Annotated in this window: 11 protein-coding genes; 2 read left to right on the top strand and 9 right to left on the bottom strand. The window is 70.9% G+C overall.

Translation table 11 applies throughout. From position 1 onward, the window contains the following. Both ACO4JP_RS09725 and ACO4JP_RS09720 read left to right on the top strand, forming a co-directional pair. Entirely contained in the window at positions 1–747 is a 747-nt protein-coding gene (locus ACO4JP_RS09725) for an SRPBCC family protein (RefSeq protein WP_425953490.1), read from the top strand. An 11-nt stretch (positions 748–758) separates the two neighbouring features. Then, on the top strand, positions 759–1,331 hold the full coding sequence (locus tag ACO4JP_RS09720) for a dihydrofolate reductase family protein (protein ID WP_425953489.1): 573 nt from the start codon (positions 759–761) through the stop codon (positions 1,329–1,331). A 380-nt stretch (positions 1,332–1,711) separates the two neighbouring features. Here ACO4JP_RS09720 and ACO4JP_RS09715 read toward each other — a convergent pair whose 3' ends face one another. The 9 genes from ACO4JP_RS09715 to ACO4JP_RS09675 all read right to left on the bottom strand — a co-directional run bounded on the left by ACO4JP_RS09715 (position 1,712) and on the right by ACO4JP_RS09675 (position 15,801). Beyond that, positions 1,712–2,149, bottom strand: coding sequence for a hypothetical protein (locus ACO4JP_RS09715; protein WP_425953488.1), 438 nt, complete (start codon positions 2,147–2,149; stop codon positions 1,712–1,714). Between the two features lie 34 nt (positions 2,150–2,183). After that, entirely contained in the window at positions 2,184–2,573 is a 390-nt protein-coding gene (locus tag ACO4JP_RS09710) for a hypothetical protein (protein ID WP_425953487.1), read from the bottom strand. A 52-nt stretch (positions 2,574–2,625) separates the two neighbouring features. Continuing rightward, the gene (locus ACO4JP_RS09705; RefSeq protein WP_425953486.1) at positions 2,626–9,579 is read right to left on the bottom strand and encodes a hypothetical protein; all 6,954 of its coding nucleotides are present in this window, start codon (positions 9,577–9,579) and stop codon (positions 2,626–2,628) included. Positions 9,580–10,200: 621 nt separating this feature from the next. Continuing rightward, a complete protein-coding gene (locus ACO4JP_RS09700) occupies positions 10,201–11,466 on the bottom strand; it encodes a flavin-containing monooxygenase (protein ID WP_425953485.1) in 1,266 nt (421 codons plus the stop codon). An 8-nt stretch (positions 11,467–11,474) separates the two neighbouring features. After that, positions 11,475–12,359, bottom strand: a complete 885-nt coding sequence (gene panB, locus ACO4JP_RS09695; RefSeq protein ID WP_425953484.1) for a 3-methyl-2-oxobutanoate hydroxymethyltransferase — start codon at positions 12,357–12,359, stop codon at positions 11,475–11,477. Continuing rightward, positions 12,356–12,751 carry an aspartate 1-decarboxylase gene (gene panD / locus ACO4JP_RS09690; protein WP_425953483.1) on the bottom strand — a complete coding sequence of 132 codons (396 nt, stop codon included), beginning with the start codon at positions 12,749–12,751 and terminating at the stop codon, positions 12,356–12,358. The genes panB and panD overlap by 4 nt, the downstream gene beginning before the upstream one ends. Beyond that, entirely contained in the window at positions 12,751–13,617 is an 867-nt protein-coding gene (gene panC / locus ACO4JP_RS09685) for a pantoate--beta-alanine ligase (RefSeq protein WP_425953482.1), read from the bottom strand. Before panC ends, panD begins: the two co-directional genes overlap by 1 nt. Continuing rightward, a complete protein-coding gene (locus ACO4JP_RS09680; protein ID WP_425953481.1) occupies positions 13,614–14,363 on the bottom strand; it encodes a DUF2520 domain-containing protein in 750 nt (249 codons plus the stop codon). Before ACO4JP_RS09680 ends, panC begins: the two co-directional genes overlap by 4 nt. A 151-nt stretch (positions 14,364–14,514) precedes the next feature. After that, positions 14,515–15,801: an MFS transporter gene (locus tag ACO4JP_RS09675; protein WP_425953480.1), complete on the bottom strand. Its 1,287-nt coding sequence runs from the start codon at positions 15,799–15,801 to the stop codon at positions 14,515–14,517. Positions 15,802–15,832: the final 31 nt, after the last annotated feature.

Raw genomic sequence — 15,832 nt, 5'->3', positions numbered from 1 at the left:
ATGCCCCACCCCTTCGAGATCTCCTTCGACGTGACCCTCCCGGCCACCCCTGACCAGGTCTGGGACGCCATCGCCACCGGGCCCGGTCTCGACTCCTGGTTCATGGGGCGCAACGACGTCGAGCCGCGGGAGGGCGGCGCGGCCACGATGGACACCGGCGGCAGCCGCGAGGACGCCGTGGTCACCGCGTACGACCCGCCGCACCGCTTCGCCACCCGCACGACCCCTGGGCCCGACGGCCGGTACATGGCCTTCGAGTACCTGATCGAGGCCGACCATGGCAGCACCGTGCTGCGCGTGGTGCACAGCGGCATGCTCGGCGACGACTGGCAGGACGAGTACGACGCGCTGCGCCGGGGCTGGCCGCTGCACCTCGACACGCTGCGCGAGTACCTCGCGCACTTCCCCGGCCGGCACGGGGTGCCGGCCTTCGCCTTCGCCGCCGTCCCGGGACGGTCGGCGGACGAGCTGCGCGCGGCGCTCACGCACGGCCTCGCGCTGTCCGACGGCGTCACCGTCGGCGCCCGTGCCCGCGCCACACCCGACGGCGCTCCCGCGCTCGACGGCGAGATCACGTGGGCCGAGGCCGATCGCCTCAAGGTCCGCACGGCCGACGGGCTCTACAGCTTCTTCCTCGCTCCCGGCCTGGCCCTGATGTTCCACCACCTGTTCGCTCCGGCAACCCCGGACGCCGCCGACGCCGCCTGGCAGCGCTGGCTCACCGACACACTCGTCTCGACCGTTTGAGGAGTACTCCCATGCGCACGCTCATCAGCACGGCCTTCGTCTCGCTCGACGGCGTCGCCGACAGCCCCGGCGGCGAGGGCGGCTACCGCAACGCCGGCTGGACGTTCAAGGAAGTGGAGTTCCTCCCCGAGGCCTACGAGCTCAAGGGCCGCGAGGAGGAAGAGGCCACCGCAATGCTCCTCGGCCGCACCAGCTACGAGGCGTTCGCCCCGGTGTGGCCCGGGATGCCGGAGTTCGCCCGCTACAAGGTCATCCCGAAGTACGTCGTCTCCTCCAGCCTCACGGACGCCTACCTGGTCGACGACTGGGGTGACACGACGATCCTGCGCTCGCTCGAGGACGTCGCAGCGCTCAAGGAGACCGAGGGCGGCCCGATCATCATGCACGGCAGCCTCACCCTCCACCACGGGCTCTCGGACGCGGGCCTCATCGACCGCTACCACCTGCTCGTGTTCCCGGTGCTGCTCGGCGCCGGCAAGCGCCTGTTCAGCGAGTCCGACGTCGACGCGCGCAAGCTGCGCATCGTCGAGCACGGGGTCTACGCCAACGGCATCCAGAAGCAGGTGCTCGACGTCGTGCGGTGAGGCTCGTGCGGCGAGGCGGGGTTTCGACAGGCTGAACGACGGCCCGCCGCCGCTGCTTGAGCTTGTCGAAACCGCACCCTCTCCAATCGCGCCGGCCGCCATTCCTAGAATGCGTCCGCCGCCTTCCGCGGCGGCGGCACCGGGACAACCTCCTTGATCGGCTGGCTCGCCCACGCCGGCCTGTACTGCAAGAACGGCTACTGCCCCGGCCAGTACGGCGTGAGCCGCAGCCGCTTCACACGACGAGCACGCATCGCAGCACCGGCTCGAGCACCCGAGCACCGGCTTACCCAACCGGGCCGCGTTGTCGTCGACGTCAGGGCTCCGTCGCTGGCGACGTAGAAGATCCACGTGACGCCGCTGGCTCCAACGTGATGTTCTCAACGGTAGGGCCGGGCGAACGCCCAGCGGATTCTCGGCGGCCATGGCATGCGAAGGAGTGCGGAAACTGGTCCTTCGTACGTATCCTCCACGAACTGTTCGCCAGCTAGCGGGATACGCACCTTTTGGACTCCGCGCCCCGCACCGACCATAACCTTTCCGCCTGCAACCGAGGAGAATACAAGTCGAGCGAGGTTGACGCCTTCACCTGTGCGAGCAAGTTCGAGCCCTGGCATTCTTCCCACGGACACGATCAGCGATTCGCTGTCATACTGCAACGAGTATGACAGCGCACCGACGGCAAAGGGCTTCAGCACAATCCCGCGAACTTCCGGACCGTCTCCGGTAATGAGGATCGCGGCTACGGCCGAGAACTCATCTTGTATCCCCGTGAAGAATGCCTCACAATCGCGCGAGACCGCGTCCTCCCCAAACACCCCTCTTCCCCTTCCCGCGCACCGGACTCCCCAATTACGCGTACACAACGGTGCACACGAACGTCACAACCCCAAGCACTACCAGTTCCGTGGGCCAGCCGAGTAACACCTTCCAGACGAGTGGTCCTTTCGTGTGGGGAGCGAAATGCGACAGGATGAAGAGCGTGACCGAAAGAGGGATCCAGTAGTAGGTAATCGTGTTGGCCGCCGCGACTGGGAAGTCGAGGATCAACCCGAGAGCCGACGTCGTAATCGCCAGTGCGATTGTCAACGGAACCCCCGCAATCAGAACAGCCATCGCGCTGCCCCATGCGACTGCATTAGCCGTCGGCGCGACCTCTCCCGGGATTTCACCCCAGAACCGATCGATCTCGTGCGGACTCATCGCGTCGCCGCGCCGAAGTCGAAGGGATTTCGCGGTCATCCACCTACACGATTGCGCTGCGACAGGCTTGAGAATGCGTCGGTCGTCCATGCTAGTTCCCCCGCTTTCGAGGGTGGTAGTTCTTAGCCGTGTTCCATCCGTACACCGCACCGCTCCAACCGAGCGCTACGTGGTCGTAATTGTGTCCAAGACGCTCGGCTCTTGGCATCACTGTGTTACCGATTGTCCGCCACCTTCGTGATTCTTTCCACATCCCCTTCGATCGCATTGCGGCTTGGCGCGCGTATGCGAGCCCTCGAAGCCCCTTGGCAGCAACGCCGCCGCCCACCGGAACCATGTCAAGTGCAGCGTTGAAGCGATCCTTATTGTTCTTTGCTCGAACGAAGTCGACAGCACCCCACACCGCTGTGATGGCCGCACAAGCCGCGCAGCCGAACACCGCTGCAACCGATAGCCCAAGCTTGATCCCTCCGAGGATCGTAGATCCATGTCGCTTCCAGAATCGCTTGAACGTCTTGCCGTCTAGATCAAATCCATTGACTGGGTCTTGGGGGTAGGCGTAGGCGGTGGTGTTGCCGCCGGGGACGGGGTCGCGGGAGGTGAACAGCCCGGTGACGGCGTTGTACAGGCGGGCTCCCATGAGAATAAGGCCCGAGAGGTCGGTTGCTCGTTGCTTGGCGCCGAGCCACCCGTAGGCCAGAGCCCCCGTGTTAGGCGTTGTCTTCGTGCCTGGGTCTGCCGCAGTCGCGGTCCCGTCGACGCCGGCGCCCGCGGCCAGGTCGGTGGCCTGGTTGCCGTACTCGTCGTAGCAGGCCACCGCACCGATACCGGTGGCGTTCCCTGTGGCGGGCACGGCGACGGTGGTGATGGTGTCCCCGTGCGGGTCGGCCAGGTCCAGGGTGGCGGCCCCGTCGGTCACGGTGAACCCGAGGTCACCGCCGATGGACGACCCGTACACGCTGACCGACGCCGGGTCGATCCCGGTCACGGACTGTGCCCAGGACGGGTTGTCCGACCCGTCGCCGTAGCGGCGGGTGACCATGGTCGACGTGCTCGCGTTGACGGTGGTCGAGACTGTCCGGCGGCCGGCCGGGTCGAGCGTGAAGCTCGTCGTGACCCCGTCCTGGGTGATGGACGCCGCGGCGTCCGTGTCGTAGTACCCGATCGTGACGTCACCGGCCGTCGGCGCCACACCCGCCCCGATGGTCGTGGCGTTGGTCGGGGTGTCGATGGCCGGCATGGTGGTGGCCCGGCCCAGGTCGTCGTATGTGTACTGGCCGCCGCCGAAGCTGGCGTCCGTCCGGACCAGGGTGCCGTCCGCCTCGTCGGCGGTCCAGGCCGTGGCGGTCACCGCCGCGCCTGCGGTGAGGCGGTCGGCGGCGTCGTACGCCGACGCCCAGTCCTTGGCCACCTGCAGCGACTGGCCGGTGGTGCAGTCGCTGCCGTAGGTGCCGCTGGTCAGGCTCTGACGGTTGCCGTTGTCGTCGAACGTGTAGGCGCGGGTCTGGCACACGTCGGGGCGCGCGTCCGTCACGTTGACCAGTCGCCCGGCAGGGTCGTACCCGTAGTCCAGGCTCGGCCCGACCGAGGCTTCGCCGGTCCCGGCGTTCGTCGACACGTGCGTGGTGCGGCCCTGCGCGTCCGAGGTCAGCGACCAGTCCAGCAGCGGCACGTGGGTACCGTCGGCGGCCGTGCCCGTGTAGCCCAACGTGAGCAGCTGCCCGTCGCGGGCGTTGTAGCTGTTGGACTGGGCGACACCGCCGGGCATGGTCTGGGTGAGCAGGTCGCCCAGCCCGTCCCACGTTGCGGCGTAGGTGTATGTCTTGGTGCCAGCCTTCGTGGTCTGGGAGGTCACGTTGCCCGAGGCGTCGTAGGTGTAGCTCACCGCGGACTTGGAGTCGGACACGGTCGTGACCGAGCCGGCCCCGGCCTGCCCCGACGGGACGTACGTCGTGTCGGTGGCCTCGCCGGCGGCGTCGGTGTACTTGGTGGTGCGCCCCCAGCTGTCGAACTCCGTGCTGATCCGGCCGGTCTCGACCGGCGCGTTCGGATTCGTCCGCGAGTCCTGGCTGGCGGTGTAGTCCACGAGCCCGGCCGCGTTGTAGTGGGTGATCGTGTCATCCACCGCGGTCGAACCGGTATCACCCGGGGTCACCGCCGTCTTCTCGAGGGTGGGGCGGCCCGCCGGGTCGAATGACGTCTTCGTGGTCCGCGTGGTCGACCCGGCTGTGTCCGTCGTCTCGGCGGCGGCCAGCCACAGCGCGTACTTCGTCGTGCCCTGGGTCGGCACGCTCGCGCTACCGTCGGCGGGCGCGGTCTGGCACACCAGGCCCGCCCACTCGGGGTGCGGGTCCTTGCAGGCGGGGACCGACGCGTCGCCGGCGGCCGTGTAGTACGTGGTCAGCAGCGTGCCCGCGTCCTTCTCGTTCGACTTTGCGCCGACGGTCTCGACCGTACGGCCCTCGCTGTCGAAACGGGTGCGGGTCGTGATGCCCGCGTTGGTGACAAAGTCCGTCACGGTCGTGGAGACCGTGGGCACCCCGAGCACCCATCCGGACGTCTTGTCCAGCTGCGACGCGCCGTCGATCGGGTCGTACCCGCTGATGCTGCGCGACAGCACCAGCTCACCGGGCTCGGGGGTCGTGTCCAGGTCGGCGACCTGGGTGGTCGTGACCGTCGTCGGCAGGCCCCACGCCAGGCCGGTCGCGGGGTTCACCCCGTAGTTCAGCGCGGCATCCGTGTCGGCGCCGGCGTCGTACTCGGTGTGCGTGTGGACCCGCACCGTCTGCTGATCCGCCCCGGCGTCGGTGGCCGGCGCCCAGGTGTCGGTCACGCGCGTGCCGGCCGGCGCGATCACCGTCCCGGCGGGCACTGACCCGTTCGGGCCGGCCGCCGCAGCCTTGGACAAGATGTCGTCGTCGTTGTACTTCGTGACCGTGGCGTACGAGTCCAGCTCGTCCTGCGCCATCGCGCTTGCACCACCGCGAGCGAGAATCCCCGCGACGCCGCGGTTGTCCAGAGACTTGATGATGTTGAAGGTGGGAACGGTTGCGGTGCCCTGGAGTTGGTCGTCGTAGGTGGTTGCGGCGAACTGCCACGAGCCTTCAGACCAGGAGGCGGTGTCGACTACCCGAGCATTGGCGTCGATGTACTGCACGTCGGCGAACGGCCAATCCGCAGCGGCCACACCGGACGGGGTCGAGGTGTCGACCTTGTGGTCGGGGCCGAACACCGCGGCAGCGTAGGTGGGGGCCACCGTCTGGCCCCAACGCCCCACGCCGACCGTGTTGTCGCCGTCAACCAACCGCATGTCCGGTAGCCCGCCGGTGACCGTGGCCGGGTTGATGCCGTACACCACTCGAGCGAGCTGGGCGGTACCACCGGCCGGGTCGGGCCGGGTCACAGTGGTCAACGCGTGCGCGTCGAGCGCTGCGCCGTCGTAGGTCAGGGTGTAAGCGGCCTGCCCGGACGGGGTGACCGTGGTCAGCAGCGGCTGCTTGGAGCTCGACAGCACCAGGTTCTTCGACGCGTCCTTCTGGTAGTCGTAGGAGGTGGCGAGACCAGAACGCGGGTCAGTGACCGACGCCAGAGTCTTGTCAGCGTTGTACAGGTAGGTCGCGACCGGGGTGGTGGTCATCGCACCGTTGGTGCCCGAGTCCGGGTCCCAGGCGGTGTAGCTGATGCTCTTGACCTGTCCGGCGATAGCACCCGTGGTCGTCGCGGTGGCGGTGGTGGTGGTGGCGTACTCGACGTTCAGTCGGCGGCAACCAGCCGGGGGCGCTGTCACCGTGCAGTCCACCGTCTTGCCGTCGACTCCCTTGATCGGTTGACCGTCAGCACCCGGCGGCAGCGCGCCGACGATGGAGGTCACTCGTCCCGATGTGTCGCGCTGGTAGGTGGTCGCCGAGGTGGTGCCCGCCTCCGTCACGGAGGACGCGACCCAGGTTCCGGCCGTGGCATCGGTGAGCGTGAACACCGTCTTGGTGCCGATGACATCGGTGTACGTCAGCTTGGCCGGGATCGCCGGAGTTGGTGGGTTGGCGGCGGGGTTGGCTGCAACGGCCGCAGCGAGGACAAGTGCCCCACCGTCGTCCTTGGTGTCTTGGTCAACGGCGGTGTACACGCCGGGCTTCTGCGCGGTGTGCCCAGTGCCGGGTTGGCGGAAGGTGAGGGCGTCACCCTCCTGCGTGTACAGCGCGATCGTGCCGTCCCAGCCGGTCGAGTCGTCAATCTCCCAGCCGGCGATGCCAGACGAGTCACCATCGAATGACGGATCCCATCCCGGCCCGAACGGTTGGTCGGAGCTCACACCAGCCAGCGACGAGTAGGTGCGCGAGACGCTCAGGTCGCCGCTGTAGGCGGGAACGCTCGCGTCCGACGTGGACTGCTGGTACTCACCAGTCCACAGGGCAACCTGGCCAGGGCCGGCGTCAGTGGTCGGGAAGTTGTCACCGAAGGCGTGCGGAACACGGGTCACCGTCGGCTTGATCGAGTCCTTCGAACTGTTCCACGTGCAGCGTGTAACCCCGGTGTCGGAGTACTTGAAGCACACCTGAAGTGCCAGACGCACCGGCACCCGAGACTTCTTCAGGCTGTCGGCAACGGCAGCTGCCGACCACGCCATGTTGTAAGCGGCGGGGCTGGAACTCGCAGCAATGGTTTGCGTCGAGTCCGTGATCGCGGTCCAGCCGTCGGAAGCCGCGGCGGACCCGTTGGCCGTGCTGTCGCCGGCGTGGGTAGTGCCGTCGGAGACACGCCAGTAAGCGGTGGCGGTCACGGTGCCACCCGGGTTCGGCGGGCCGGAGGCCGTGGTGGTGAACAGGTCGGTGGACTTCAGCCCGTCACCGGGGCCGGCCAGGGTGGCACCGCCGGCGCCAAACGTGAATACGCTGGTCGTGGCCGAGGGCCAGCCGGCCTTGTCGATCGACTGCACCTGAAGCTTGTGAGCACCCGACACAGGGTTCCAGTTCAGCGTTGCCGATGTGGTTCCGGGCGTCAGCACCGTCCAGGCGGTGTCCGAGTCCTTCTTGTACTGGAACTTCACCACGTCCGTGCTGGTGGACTTGAACGTAAACGTGTTGCTGACCGGAGCGGTGTCTCTCCACTGCCCGTTCGTGTACCCGGACGCCGTGACCGTCGGTGTCGCGGGCGGGGTCAGGTCGACGATGAACGTCCACAGCTTCCGCGACGCCGTGGACAGCAACGTCCCGTCGTTCGCCCACACCTCGGCGGTGTAGGTGGCCCCGTCCACGAGCGGTGCCCAGCTGGTCGACGGGGTCGCCGTCGACGTCCCGCCCGAGGCGCCCATCGTGCCGTTCATGTTGCTCCAGAACGCCGTCCCGGCCGTCGTGGTCCCCGAGTGGACGGTCCAGGTGGCTCGGACGTCGCCGCCGTCCGGGTCGGTGACCGGCTGGAACAGCTTCGGGCGGACATTCTTCACGTACAGCGTCCCCGACGTGTCCGGGTACCACGTGTGGTAGGACAGGTTGCCGCCGCTACCGGGCGTGTTCGGGTAGGAGTTGTACGTCACGGTCAAGGTCGGCTTGCCCGTGGCGGCGTTGCCCGAGCTGAACTTCTTCCACCCGTACGGGTCGGTCTCGCTGGTCGCGCGCAGCATCATCCCGCGCACACCCTGACCACTGTCTCCGGACCACGCCTTGACCAGCGAGGTCACGTCCACGCTCGACGTGGCCGCCGGACACCCCGCGTCGTGCCCGCGCGTGTCCGTCGAAGAGGAGAACTTCGACCCCAGGCCCGGCTGGGATGTCCACCGGGTGTCCGTCGAGGCGGTGTACGCCGACCAGACCTCCCACGAGGTGGCCGTGCACGAGTAGGACCAGAACTGCCACAGCTTCAGCGTGGCCTTCGAGACCACCTTGCCCTTGATCGGCGGAGCGTCCACGTTCAGATACGAGCGGGCCACGTGCGTCCCGTCATACGTGCCCACCCGCAGCTCGCCCGACGCCGACTGATCCGACGAAAAGTCCGACTCCACGAACGCGTCGAACGTGAAGGACAAGTCCACCGTCGGGTCCACCACAACCGGGAACAACATGTCCGGGTCCGCGAGCATCTCCGCGACCGTGCGGGCCCCCGGCGCGGCGGCCACACCCGCCCCGGCTGCGTCCGGGACCGTCAGGTTCAACGCGGCCACCCGGCCGTGATCGGTGACTGCCACGCCCGTCGCGACCGGCACCTGCGCCGGGTCCGCCGCCACCGGCGCGGCAGCGACGCCGCGGGCCGCCGCCGCGCGCTGCGTCTGCGCCTGCCCCTGGGCGGTGCCCGCCCACAGCCCCGGCTGCGCGGCCGGGTCGAACGGCTCGGTCACCGGGTTCGCCCGCTGCAGGTCCGCTCCGTGGTCCCACATCAGCGGCGTCGCCACCGAGGCCACCACGTCCCCGTCCGCGCTCGTGACCCGGGCGACGTCACCCCCACGCGCCCCATCCGGCCCCGCCTGCACCCGCGCCGCCGTACTTTGCGCCCCTGGGGTACGCAGCCCCGTCGACAGCTCGAGCGCGGCCGGGACCGCGGGACGGTCCTTGACCACGAAGAACTGCTCGAGCCCCGACCCGGTGACCTCGACCACCATGTCCACACCCGGTTGCACATCCGGGTACGTCGCCCGAGGACCGGCCACCGTCGGGGCCGGCAGGTCCCCCGGATACGTCAGCTGGGAGGCCGCACCCGACCCCGGGTCGGTGAACGACGCCACCACCGACGACCCGCCCGTGGCGGTCGTCGCCCCGGCGATCTCGACGTCCCCGACCTGCGCGACCGGCGAGAACGACCCATCACCGTTGGCTCGCAGGTTCGAGTCGGCCGCCGCCCAATCGTCCAGGCGCGTCCCGTCCCCGCCGCGCCGGACCCACACGTCACCCGTGGCCATCGCCGACTGCCACGACCCATCCGGCAGCGCGAACGTGGACGACGTCGTCGTGCGTTGCGACAGGTCCTCCACCCGCTCGCCCGCCAGGCGTGCGTTCACCGACGCGGACACCGCACCCGGCGCCGTCAGGTCGCCCTGCGGGTCTCGCACCGAGCTCACGCCGCCAGTGGTTGCAGTGGGCGCGGAGGTGGGCACTGAAGCCGGCGTGGAAGCGTTCGCGGGCACCACGAGCCCTGCAGCGAGCACCGCAGCCGATGTCCCGGCCGCGGCCAGCACAGCCCTCCGCGACCACCGACCGGGCACACCAACAAGCGACACCAACGCACGCACAGCGCACTCCCATGACACCGAGCCCGGGAGCACCCGAGCGGAGGCCACCGGCCTCCACCACGGAGCCGGCCCCAGCCCGGGAGCCAGCAACACTGCGGATCGCTCTGGTGAACGCAGAACATAGCCACTACTTCACCCGAGCAACAAATTCGGCTCCTCAGGGCGTTCGGTCGTGAGCGCGGCGCACGCGAACACCGAGACCTGGACGCTCCGGGTCGCCGCCTTCCATCACACGCATGGGCACCAGCCCCGTCAGTACACGGCCCTCTCCGCGCACGGCGGACGAGGTCCGGCTCGGCCGCGGGCTCCACCACACCCGGGCAGCGCGAGGGAGGGCCGACTGACAAGCGGGGCGCACGCGCAACCTCTCAACCGCATTCGATGTGTGCCCTGTACTGCCGCGGATGCTAGGCCGGGAGCCTGTCATCGCAGGTCAGCGCACGGATCTCTCTACGGACTGCCCGGCGATACACATCCTTGTTGACGTAGCACGCCATGTGCTCCAGGCCCAGGTAACGGTAGCCGCCCGTCAGATCGGGGCGCGGACCGCGGGCCCGTTCCTCGAACGCGGCGGCCGCCCTCGGGTTCTCGGTCCGCGCCCGCAGGTATGCCGCGACCATCGCCGACTGCTCGTACCGCCCCTGCCAGCCGATGCCGGGGGCCTCGACCATGCCAAGCACGAACAGGCCGGGCGCGTCCGGGTTCACGACGTTGAGGTACAGGTCCGGGGCCGCCGGCGCCTCCCAGCGCAGCAGCGCGGGGTCGACGAACGGGGTAGTGCAGCCGGTACCCGGTGGCGAGGACCACGACGTCGTACGTGCCGCGCGTGCCGTCACGGAACACGACGTCGTGCCCGTCGAACCGCTCGACGTCGGCGCGCACGGCCAGGTCGCCGTGGCCCAGGTGGTGCAGCACCAGCGAGTTGACGATCGGGTGCGACTCGTAGATCCGGTGGTCCGGCTCCGGGAACCCGAAGCGCACCGGATCCCCCGTGAGGAGCTTGAGCAGCCGCCCGTCGACGGCCTGCCTGAGCCGGGCCGGCAGCCGGCGGCCCGGGCGGAGTGTGTCCGCCGGGCGGCCCAGCACGTACTTGGGCACGAAGTGGTACCCGCGCCGCACCGAGAGGTCGACGGCGGCGGCGTGGTGCACGGCGTCGACGGCGATGTCGCACCCGGAGTTCCCCGAGCCGACGATCAGCACGCGCTTGCCCGCGAAGACGGTCGCGGACTTGTACGCGCTGGTGTGCATGACCTCGCGCGCGAACTCGCCGTCGATGACGGGGACGTTTGCTTCGGAGAGCGTGCCGTTGGCGATGAGCACGCCGTCGTGCCGTTCGGTGCGCTCGCCGTCGGGCCCGACGGCCGTGACGTCATAACCACCCGTCGGGGCAGGCTCGACGCGGGTGACCTCGGTGCCGAACAGGAACCCGCTGCGGAGGTCGAAGCGGTCGGCGAACGCCCGGAAGTACGCGGCCAGCTCGCGGTGCGACGGGTAGTCGGCTACCGAGTCCGCCATGGGGAACTCGGTGAACTGCGTCGTCGTCTTCGACGAGATCAGGTGGGCCGACTCGTAGACCGTGCTGCGCGGCGCGTCGATGTCCCACAGGCCGCCCACACCGGGCGCGAGCTCGTACCCCTGCCACGGGAGCCCGAGGCGTTGCAGGTTCCTGGCAGCGGCGAGCCCGGAGGGACCGGCTCCGACGACGGCGTAGGACACGCCGGACATTATGGGGCAGGCGGGAACCCGTCTCGCACGGCGTCCAGGACGCCGTCCGGCATGGCGTAGCCGTGCTCGGGACCGGGGTAGGCGCCCGAGCGGACGTCGTCGGCGTACGCGGCGACGCCGTCGACCATCGCGTCGAGGAGGGACGCGTACCGCTTGACGAACTTCGCGGCGCGGCCCTCCGTAAGGCCCAGGAGATCGTGCAGCACCAGCACCTGGCCGTCGACGGCGGTGCCCGCGCCGATGCCGATCGCGGGGATCTGCAGGCGGGGCGTGATCTCGGCGGCGAGGTCGGACGGGATCGCCTCGAGCACCAGCGAGAACGCCCCGGCCTCCTGGACCGCGAGCGCCTCGCGCAGCACGCGCGTGGCGGCCTCGACCGTGCGGCCCTGAGCCGCGAACCCGCCCAGCGCGACCGCGGTCTGCGGCGTGAGGCCCACGTGGCCCATGACGGGGATCCCGGCGTCGGTGATCGCCCGGATGCGCGACGCCGGCATGCGGCCGCCGCCCTCGAGCTTCACGGCGTCGGCGCCGGCCTCCTTGACGAACCGGACGGCGGTGGCGACGGCCTGCTCGTCGCTGACCTCGTACGAGCCGAACGGCAGGTCGCACACCAGCAGGGGCGCCGTCAGCCCGCGGCGCACCGCCTGGGCGAGGACGAGCATCTCCTCGACCGTCACCGGGACGGTCGAGGCGTGGCCCAGCACCACCTGCGCGCCCGAGTCGCCGACGAGCACGACGTCGACGCCGGCCCGGTCGGCCGCGCGCGCCGACGGGTAGTCGTAGGCGGTGACCATGACGAGCTTCTCCCCCGCCGCGACGCTCGCGGCGAGGCTCGGCAAGGTGACGTGCCCGCGGGGGGCGTCCGCGGCGGGGTGGGTGCTCACGCGCCGGTCCCGTCGAGCAGCTCGGCGACGGCGTCGTCGACGCGCACGACGCGGTTGGTGCCGCGCTCCACGTGCACCACGGTGGGCTGGTAGGTCTCGAGGTCGGCGCGGTCGTACTGCCCGTACGAGATGACGATGATCGTGTCGCCGTGGTGAACCAGGCGGGCGGCGGCGCCGTTCACCTGGATGGTGCCGCTCCCGCGCTCGCCCGCGATCGTGTAGGTCTCGAAGCGCGCGCCGTTGTCGACGTCGACGACGTGAACCTGCTCGTGCTCGAGGATGTCGGCGGCGTCCAGGAGGTCGGCGTCGACGGTGATCGAGCCGACGTAGTGCAGGTCGCTGCCGGTGATGGTGGCGCGGTGGATCTTCGACTTCAGCATGGTGCGCTGCATCAGCGGGCTCCGGTCGGTGCTGCGGGGGTCACGGTCACATTGTCGATCAGGCGGACGGGTCCGACGCGCGCGGCGACGAGCGCCAGCACGCGGCGGTCCACGGACTCGACGGGTTCGAGGGTGCCGGCGTCGGCGAGCACGAGGTACTCGGGCTCGATGCCGTCCGCGGCGAGCTCGGCGAGGCCGGCGGCGCGGGCCGCGGCGGCGTCGGCACCGCAGTCGACGGCGGCCTGGACGGCCCGCAGCGCGCGGGACAGGGCGAGGGCGCGCGTGCGGTCGGCGGGGCTCAGGCGGACGTTGCGGCTCGACATCGCCAGCCCGTCGGGCTCGCGCACGGTCGGGCCGACCTCGATGCGCACGGGCAGCCCGAGGTCGGCGACGACGCGGCGCACGACGACGACCTGCTGGGCGTCCTTGGCACCGAACCACGCGGCGTCGGGCCCGACGGCGAGCAGCAGCTTGGTGACGACGGTGGCGACGCCGTCGAAGTGCCCGCGGCCGCGCTGCGCGCCCTCGAGCGACTCGGTGACCGGCCCGGTGACGGTGACGCTGGTGGCGTACCCGTGCGGGTAGAGCTCGGCGGGCTCGGGCGCGAAGACGAGGTCGGCGCCGGCCGAGGCCGCGAGCGCCACGTCGGCCTCCTCGGTCCGCGGGTAGGCGGCGAGGTCGGCGGGGTCGTTGAACTGCGTCGGGTTGACGAACACCGACACCACGACGACGTCGCTGCCCGCGCGCGCGGCGCGGATGAGCGAGAGATGGCCCTCGTGGAGGGCGCCCATGGTGGGCACGAAGCCCACGCGCTCGCCGGCGGCGCGGCGCGGCGCGAGCGCGTCACGCAGCTCGGCGACGGTTCGGACGATCCTCATGCGGTGGCTCCCAGCTCTCGGGTGGCATCGACGAGCGCGTCGAAGAGCGCGAACGCGTCGGGCGTGCGCTCGGCGACGGTGGCGCGCTGGGCGGCGACCGTCGCGTCGTCGCCACGGGCCACCGGACCGGTCAGCGCGTCGTGCGGCCCGAGCCGCGCCCAGTTCTCGACGGTCGCTCGCACCAGCGGCACGAGCGCATCGCGCCCGACGCCCGCTGACGCGGCGAGCCGCTCCGCAAGCCCTTCGAGCGTGACCAGGAAGTTGGAGGCCACGCACGCGGCCGCGTGGTAGGCGACGCGGTCGGCGTCGGCGACCTCGAAGGGGTGCATCCCCAGGGTCGCGGCCAGGTCCCGGGCGACGCGCAGCGCGTCGTCGCCGTCGCCCGCGACGGCTGCCGGCACGCCGTCGAACCGGGCGCCGTCGGCGGTGACCGTCATGAGCGGGTGCAGGCTGAACGCGCGGTGTCCGGCGAGCGCTTCGAGGGTGGTGGCGCCCGACAGGTGCCCGACGAAGGGGCCGGGGGCCACGTGGTGCGCGGCGTCGGCGATGGCGGCGTCCGGGACGGCCAGCAGGACGACGTCGGCGCCCTCGCCGGTGGCGCCGCGTCCGAGCGGGCCGGTCACCGTGGTGCCGGCGGCGCGCAGGGCCGCGGCGATCGCCCGGCCCATGCGGCCGTCGCCGACGACGGCGACACCCGCGGCACCGTGGGCGCGCGGGCTCGCTGGGAGGTCGTGCGAGGGGGGCATGACGGCCCAGATTACCTGCCGGCGGCCGTCAGGCGTCCGGTTCGAGCGCGAAGAACCATCCAGATGTGGCGTGCAGCATGCGGCTCGTGCCGGGCGGGCGCTGAGTCGGAGTCCCGGCGGGCGGGTCCGTGGGCGTTCCGGGGAAGCCATGTCACGGCGTCGCCGGTGCCACCTCGGGCGAGACCGGCGTGGGCGCAGCGGCCGTGGCCCGCAGGCGGGCTCCGCGCCGCGCGACCACGGCCGCCCCGGCGCCGGCCGCGAGGAACACCGCCGCCAGCAGCACCCATCCGGGCGTGCCGTGGTCGATGGCGGTCGAGGTGACGAGGACGGGCGAGATCATCGACGCGACGGCGTATCCCGTCTGGCTCAGGCCCTGGTAGGCGCCTGCGCTGCGCGGGTCCGCGAGCTCGAAGGCCATGCCCCAGCCGCCGGCCTCGCCGAGCACCTCGCCGAGGGTGTGGGCGAGGCCGGCGACGACGAGCAGGACACAGGCGACGGCCACGCTGCCGAAGCCGGCGAGCGCGTAGGCGAGGCACGCGCCGGCGAGCAGCCACGAGGCGCGGCGCACGGTCACGCCCGCGCGGCGCACCTCGTCCGTGCCCCGCGACGCCCTGACCTGCAGCAGCGCCACGACTGCGGTGTTGAGGACCAGCAGTACCGACACCATGACCGTGGGCGCATCGGTCGAGGCGATCCAGAGCGGCACGCCCACGGTCTGCAGGCCGAAGTGCAGGGCGACGACGGCGTTGCACGCGACGCTCGCGAGGTAGGTGCGGTCGCGCCACGGCGAGGGGGCGCCGGCCACGCCGGGCTCCGCGGGGCGCAGCGGCACGCCGGCCGCGAGCCGCTCGGCCAGCCCCGGCACCCGCCGAGCCAGCAGCACCACGGGCACCGTCGCACCCAGCAGCAGCACCCCGACCGACGCCATCGCCAGGTGGTAGGCGCCCGCGGTGTCGACGAGGAGCGCGGCGCCCGCGATGACAGTGCCCAGACCGATGAAGACGTTCGTCACCACACGCATGCGCGCCCGCACCTGGACGCGATTCGGGCCGGTGTACCAGCGGGCGAGCAGCGCCTGCTTGGCGGAGCCGGTCGCAGAGCGCGTCGCGACGGCCAGGCAGGCGACCACGGTGAACACGACGGCGTCGCCCGCGAGCTGGTAGGCGAACATCGCCGCCCCCATGAGCGCCGTGGCGCACGCGAGGACGTGGTGTGCACCGACACGGTCGGAGAGCCGGCCCGCTCCGTAGGCCGCCAGCACGCCGGCGCCGCCGGCGATGCCGAGGCCCAGCCCGACGGTCGTCGCCGACAGCCCGACGACGCGCGTGAAGTAGAGCGTGCTCACCGTGTAGAAGACGCCGCTCGAGAGCGCGAACGCCATCGTGCTGAGCGTGAGGGCACGGGCGACGGGATCGGTGGGGAGGAAGGTCTGGCGCACGGGACGTTTGTGCCAGGCAACGGCCTCGGGC

This window comes from Xylanimonas sp. McL0601, from assembly GCF_049852175.1.
Taxonomy (GTDB): domain Bacteria; phylum Actinomycetota; class Actinomycetes; order Actinomycetales; family Cellulomonadaceae; genus Xylanimonas.
This window is presented reverse-complemented; position numbering and strand designations above follow the sequence as displayed.

Bases quoted from the DNA above. Each gene is read 5' to 3' on its own strand.
- ACO4JP_RS09725 (WP_425953490.1), top strand. From the start codon at position 1: ATGCCCCACCCCTTCGAGATCTCCTTCGACGTGACCCTCCCGGCCACC.
- ACO4JP_RS09720 (WP_425953489.1), top strand. From the start codon at position 759: ATGCGCACGCTCATCAGCACGGCCTTCGTCTCGCTCGACGGCGTCGCC.
- ACO4JP_RS09710 (WP_425953487.1), bottom strand. From the start codon at position 2,573: ATGACCGCGAAATCCCTTCGACTTCGGCGCGGCGACGCGATGAGTCCG.
- panD (WP_425953483.1), bottom strand. From the start codon at position 12,751: ATGCAGCGCACCATGCTGAAGTCGAAGATCCACCGCGCCACCATCACC.
- panC (WP_425953482.1), bottom strand. From the start codon at position 13,617: ATGAGGATCGTCCGAACCGTCGCCGAGCTGCGTGACGCGCTCGCGCCG.
- ACO4JP_RS09680 (WP_425953481.1), bottom strand. From the start codon at position 14,363: ATGCCCCCCTCGCACGACCTCCCAGCGAGCCCGCGCGCCCACGGTGCC.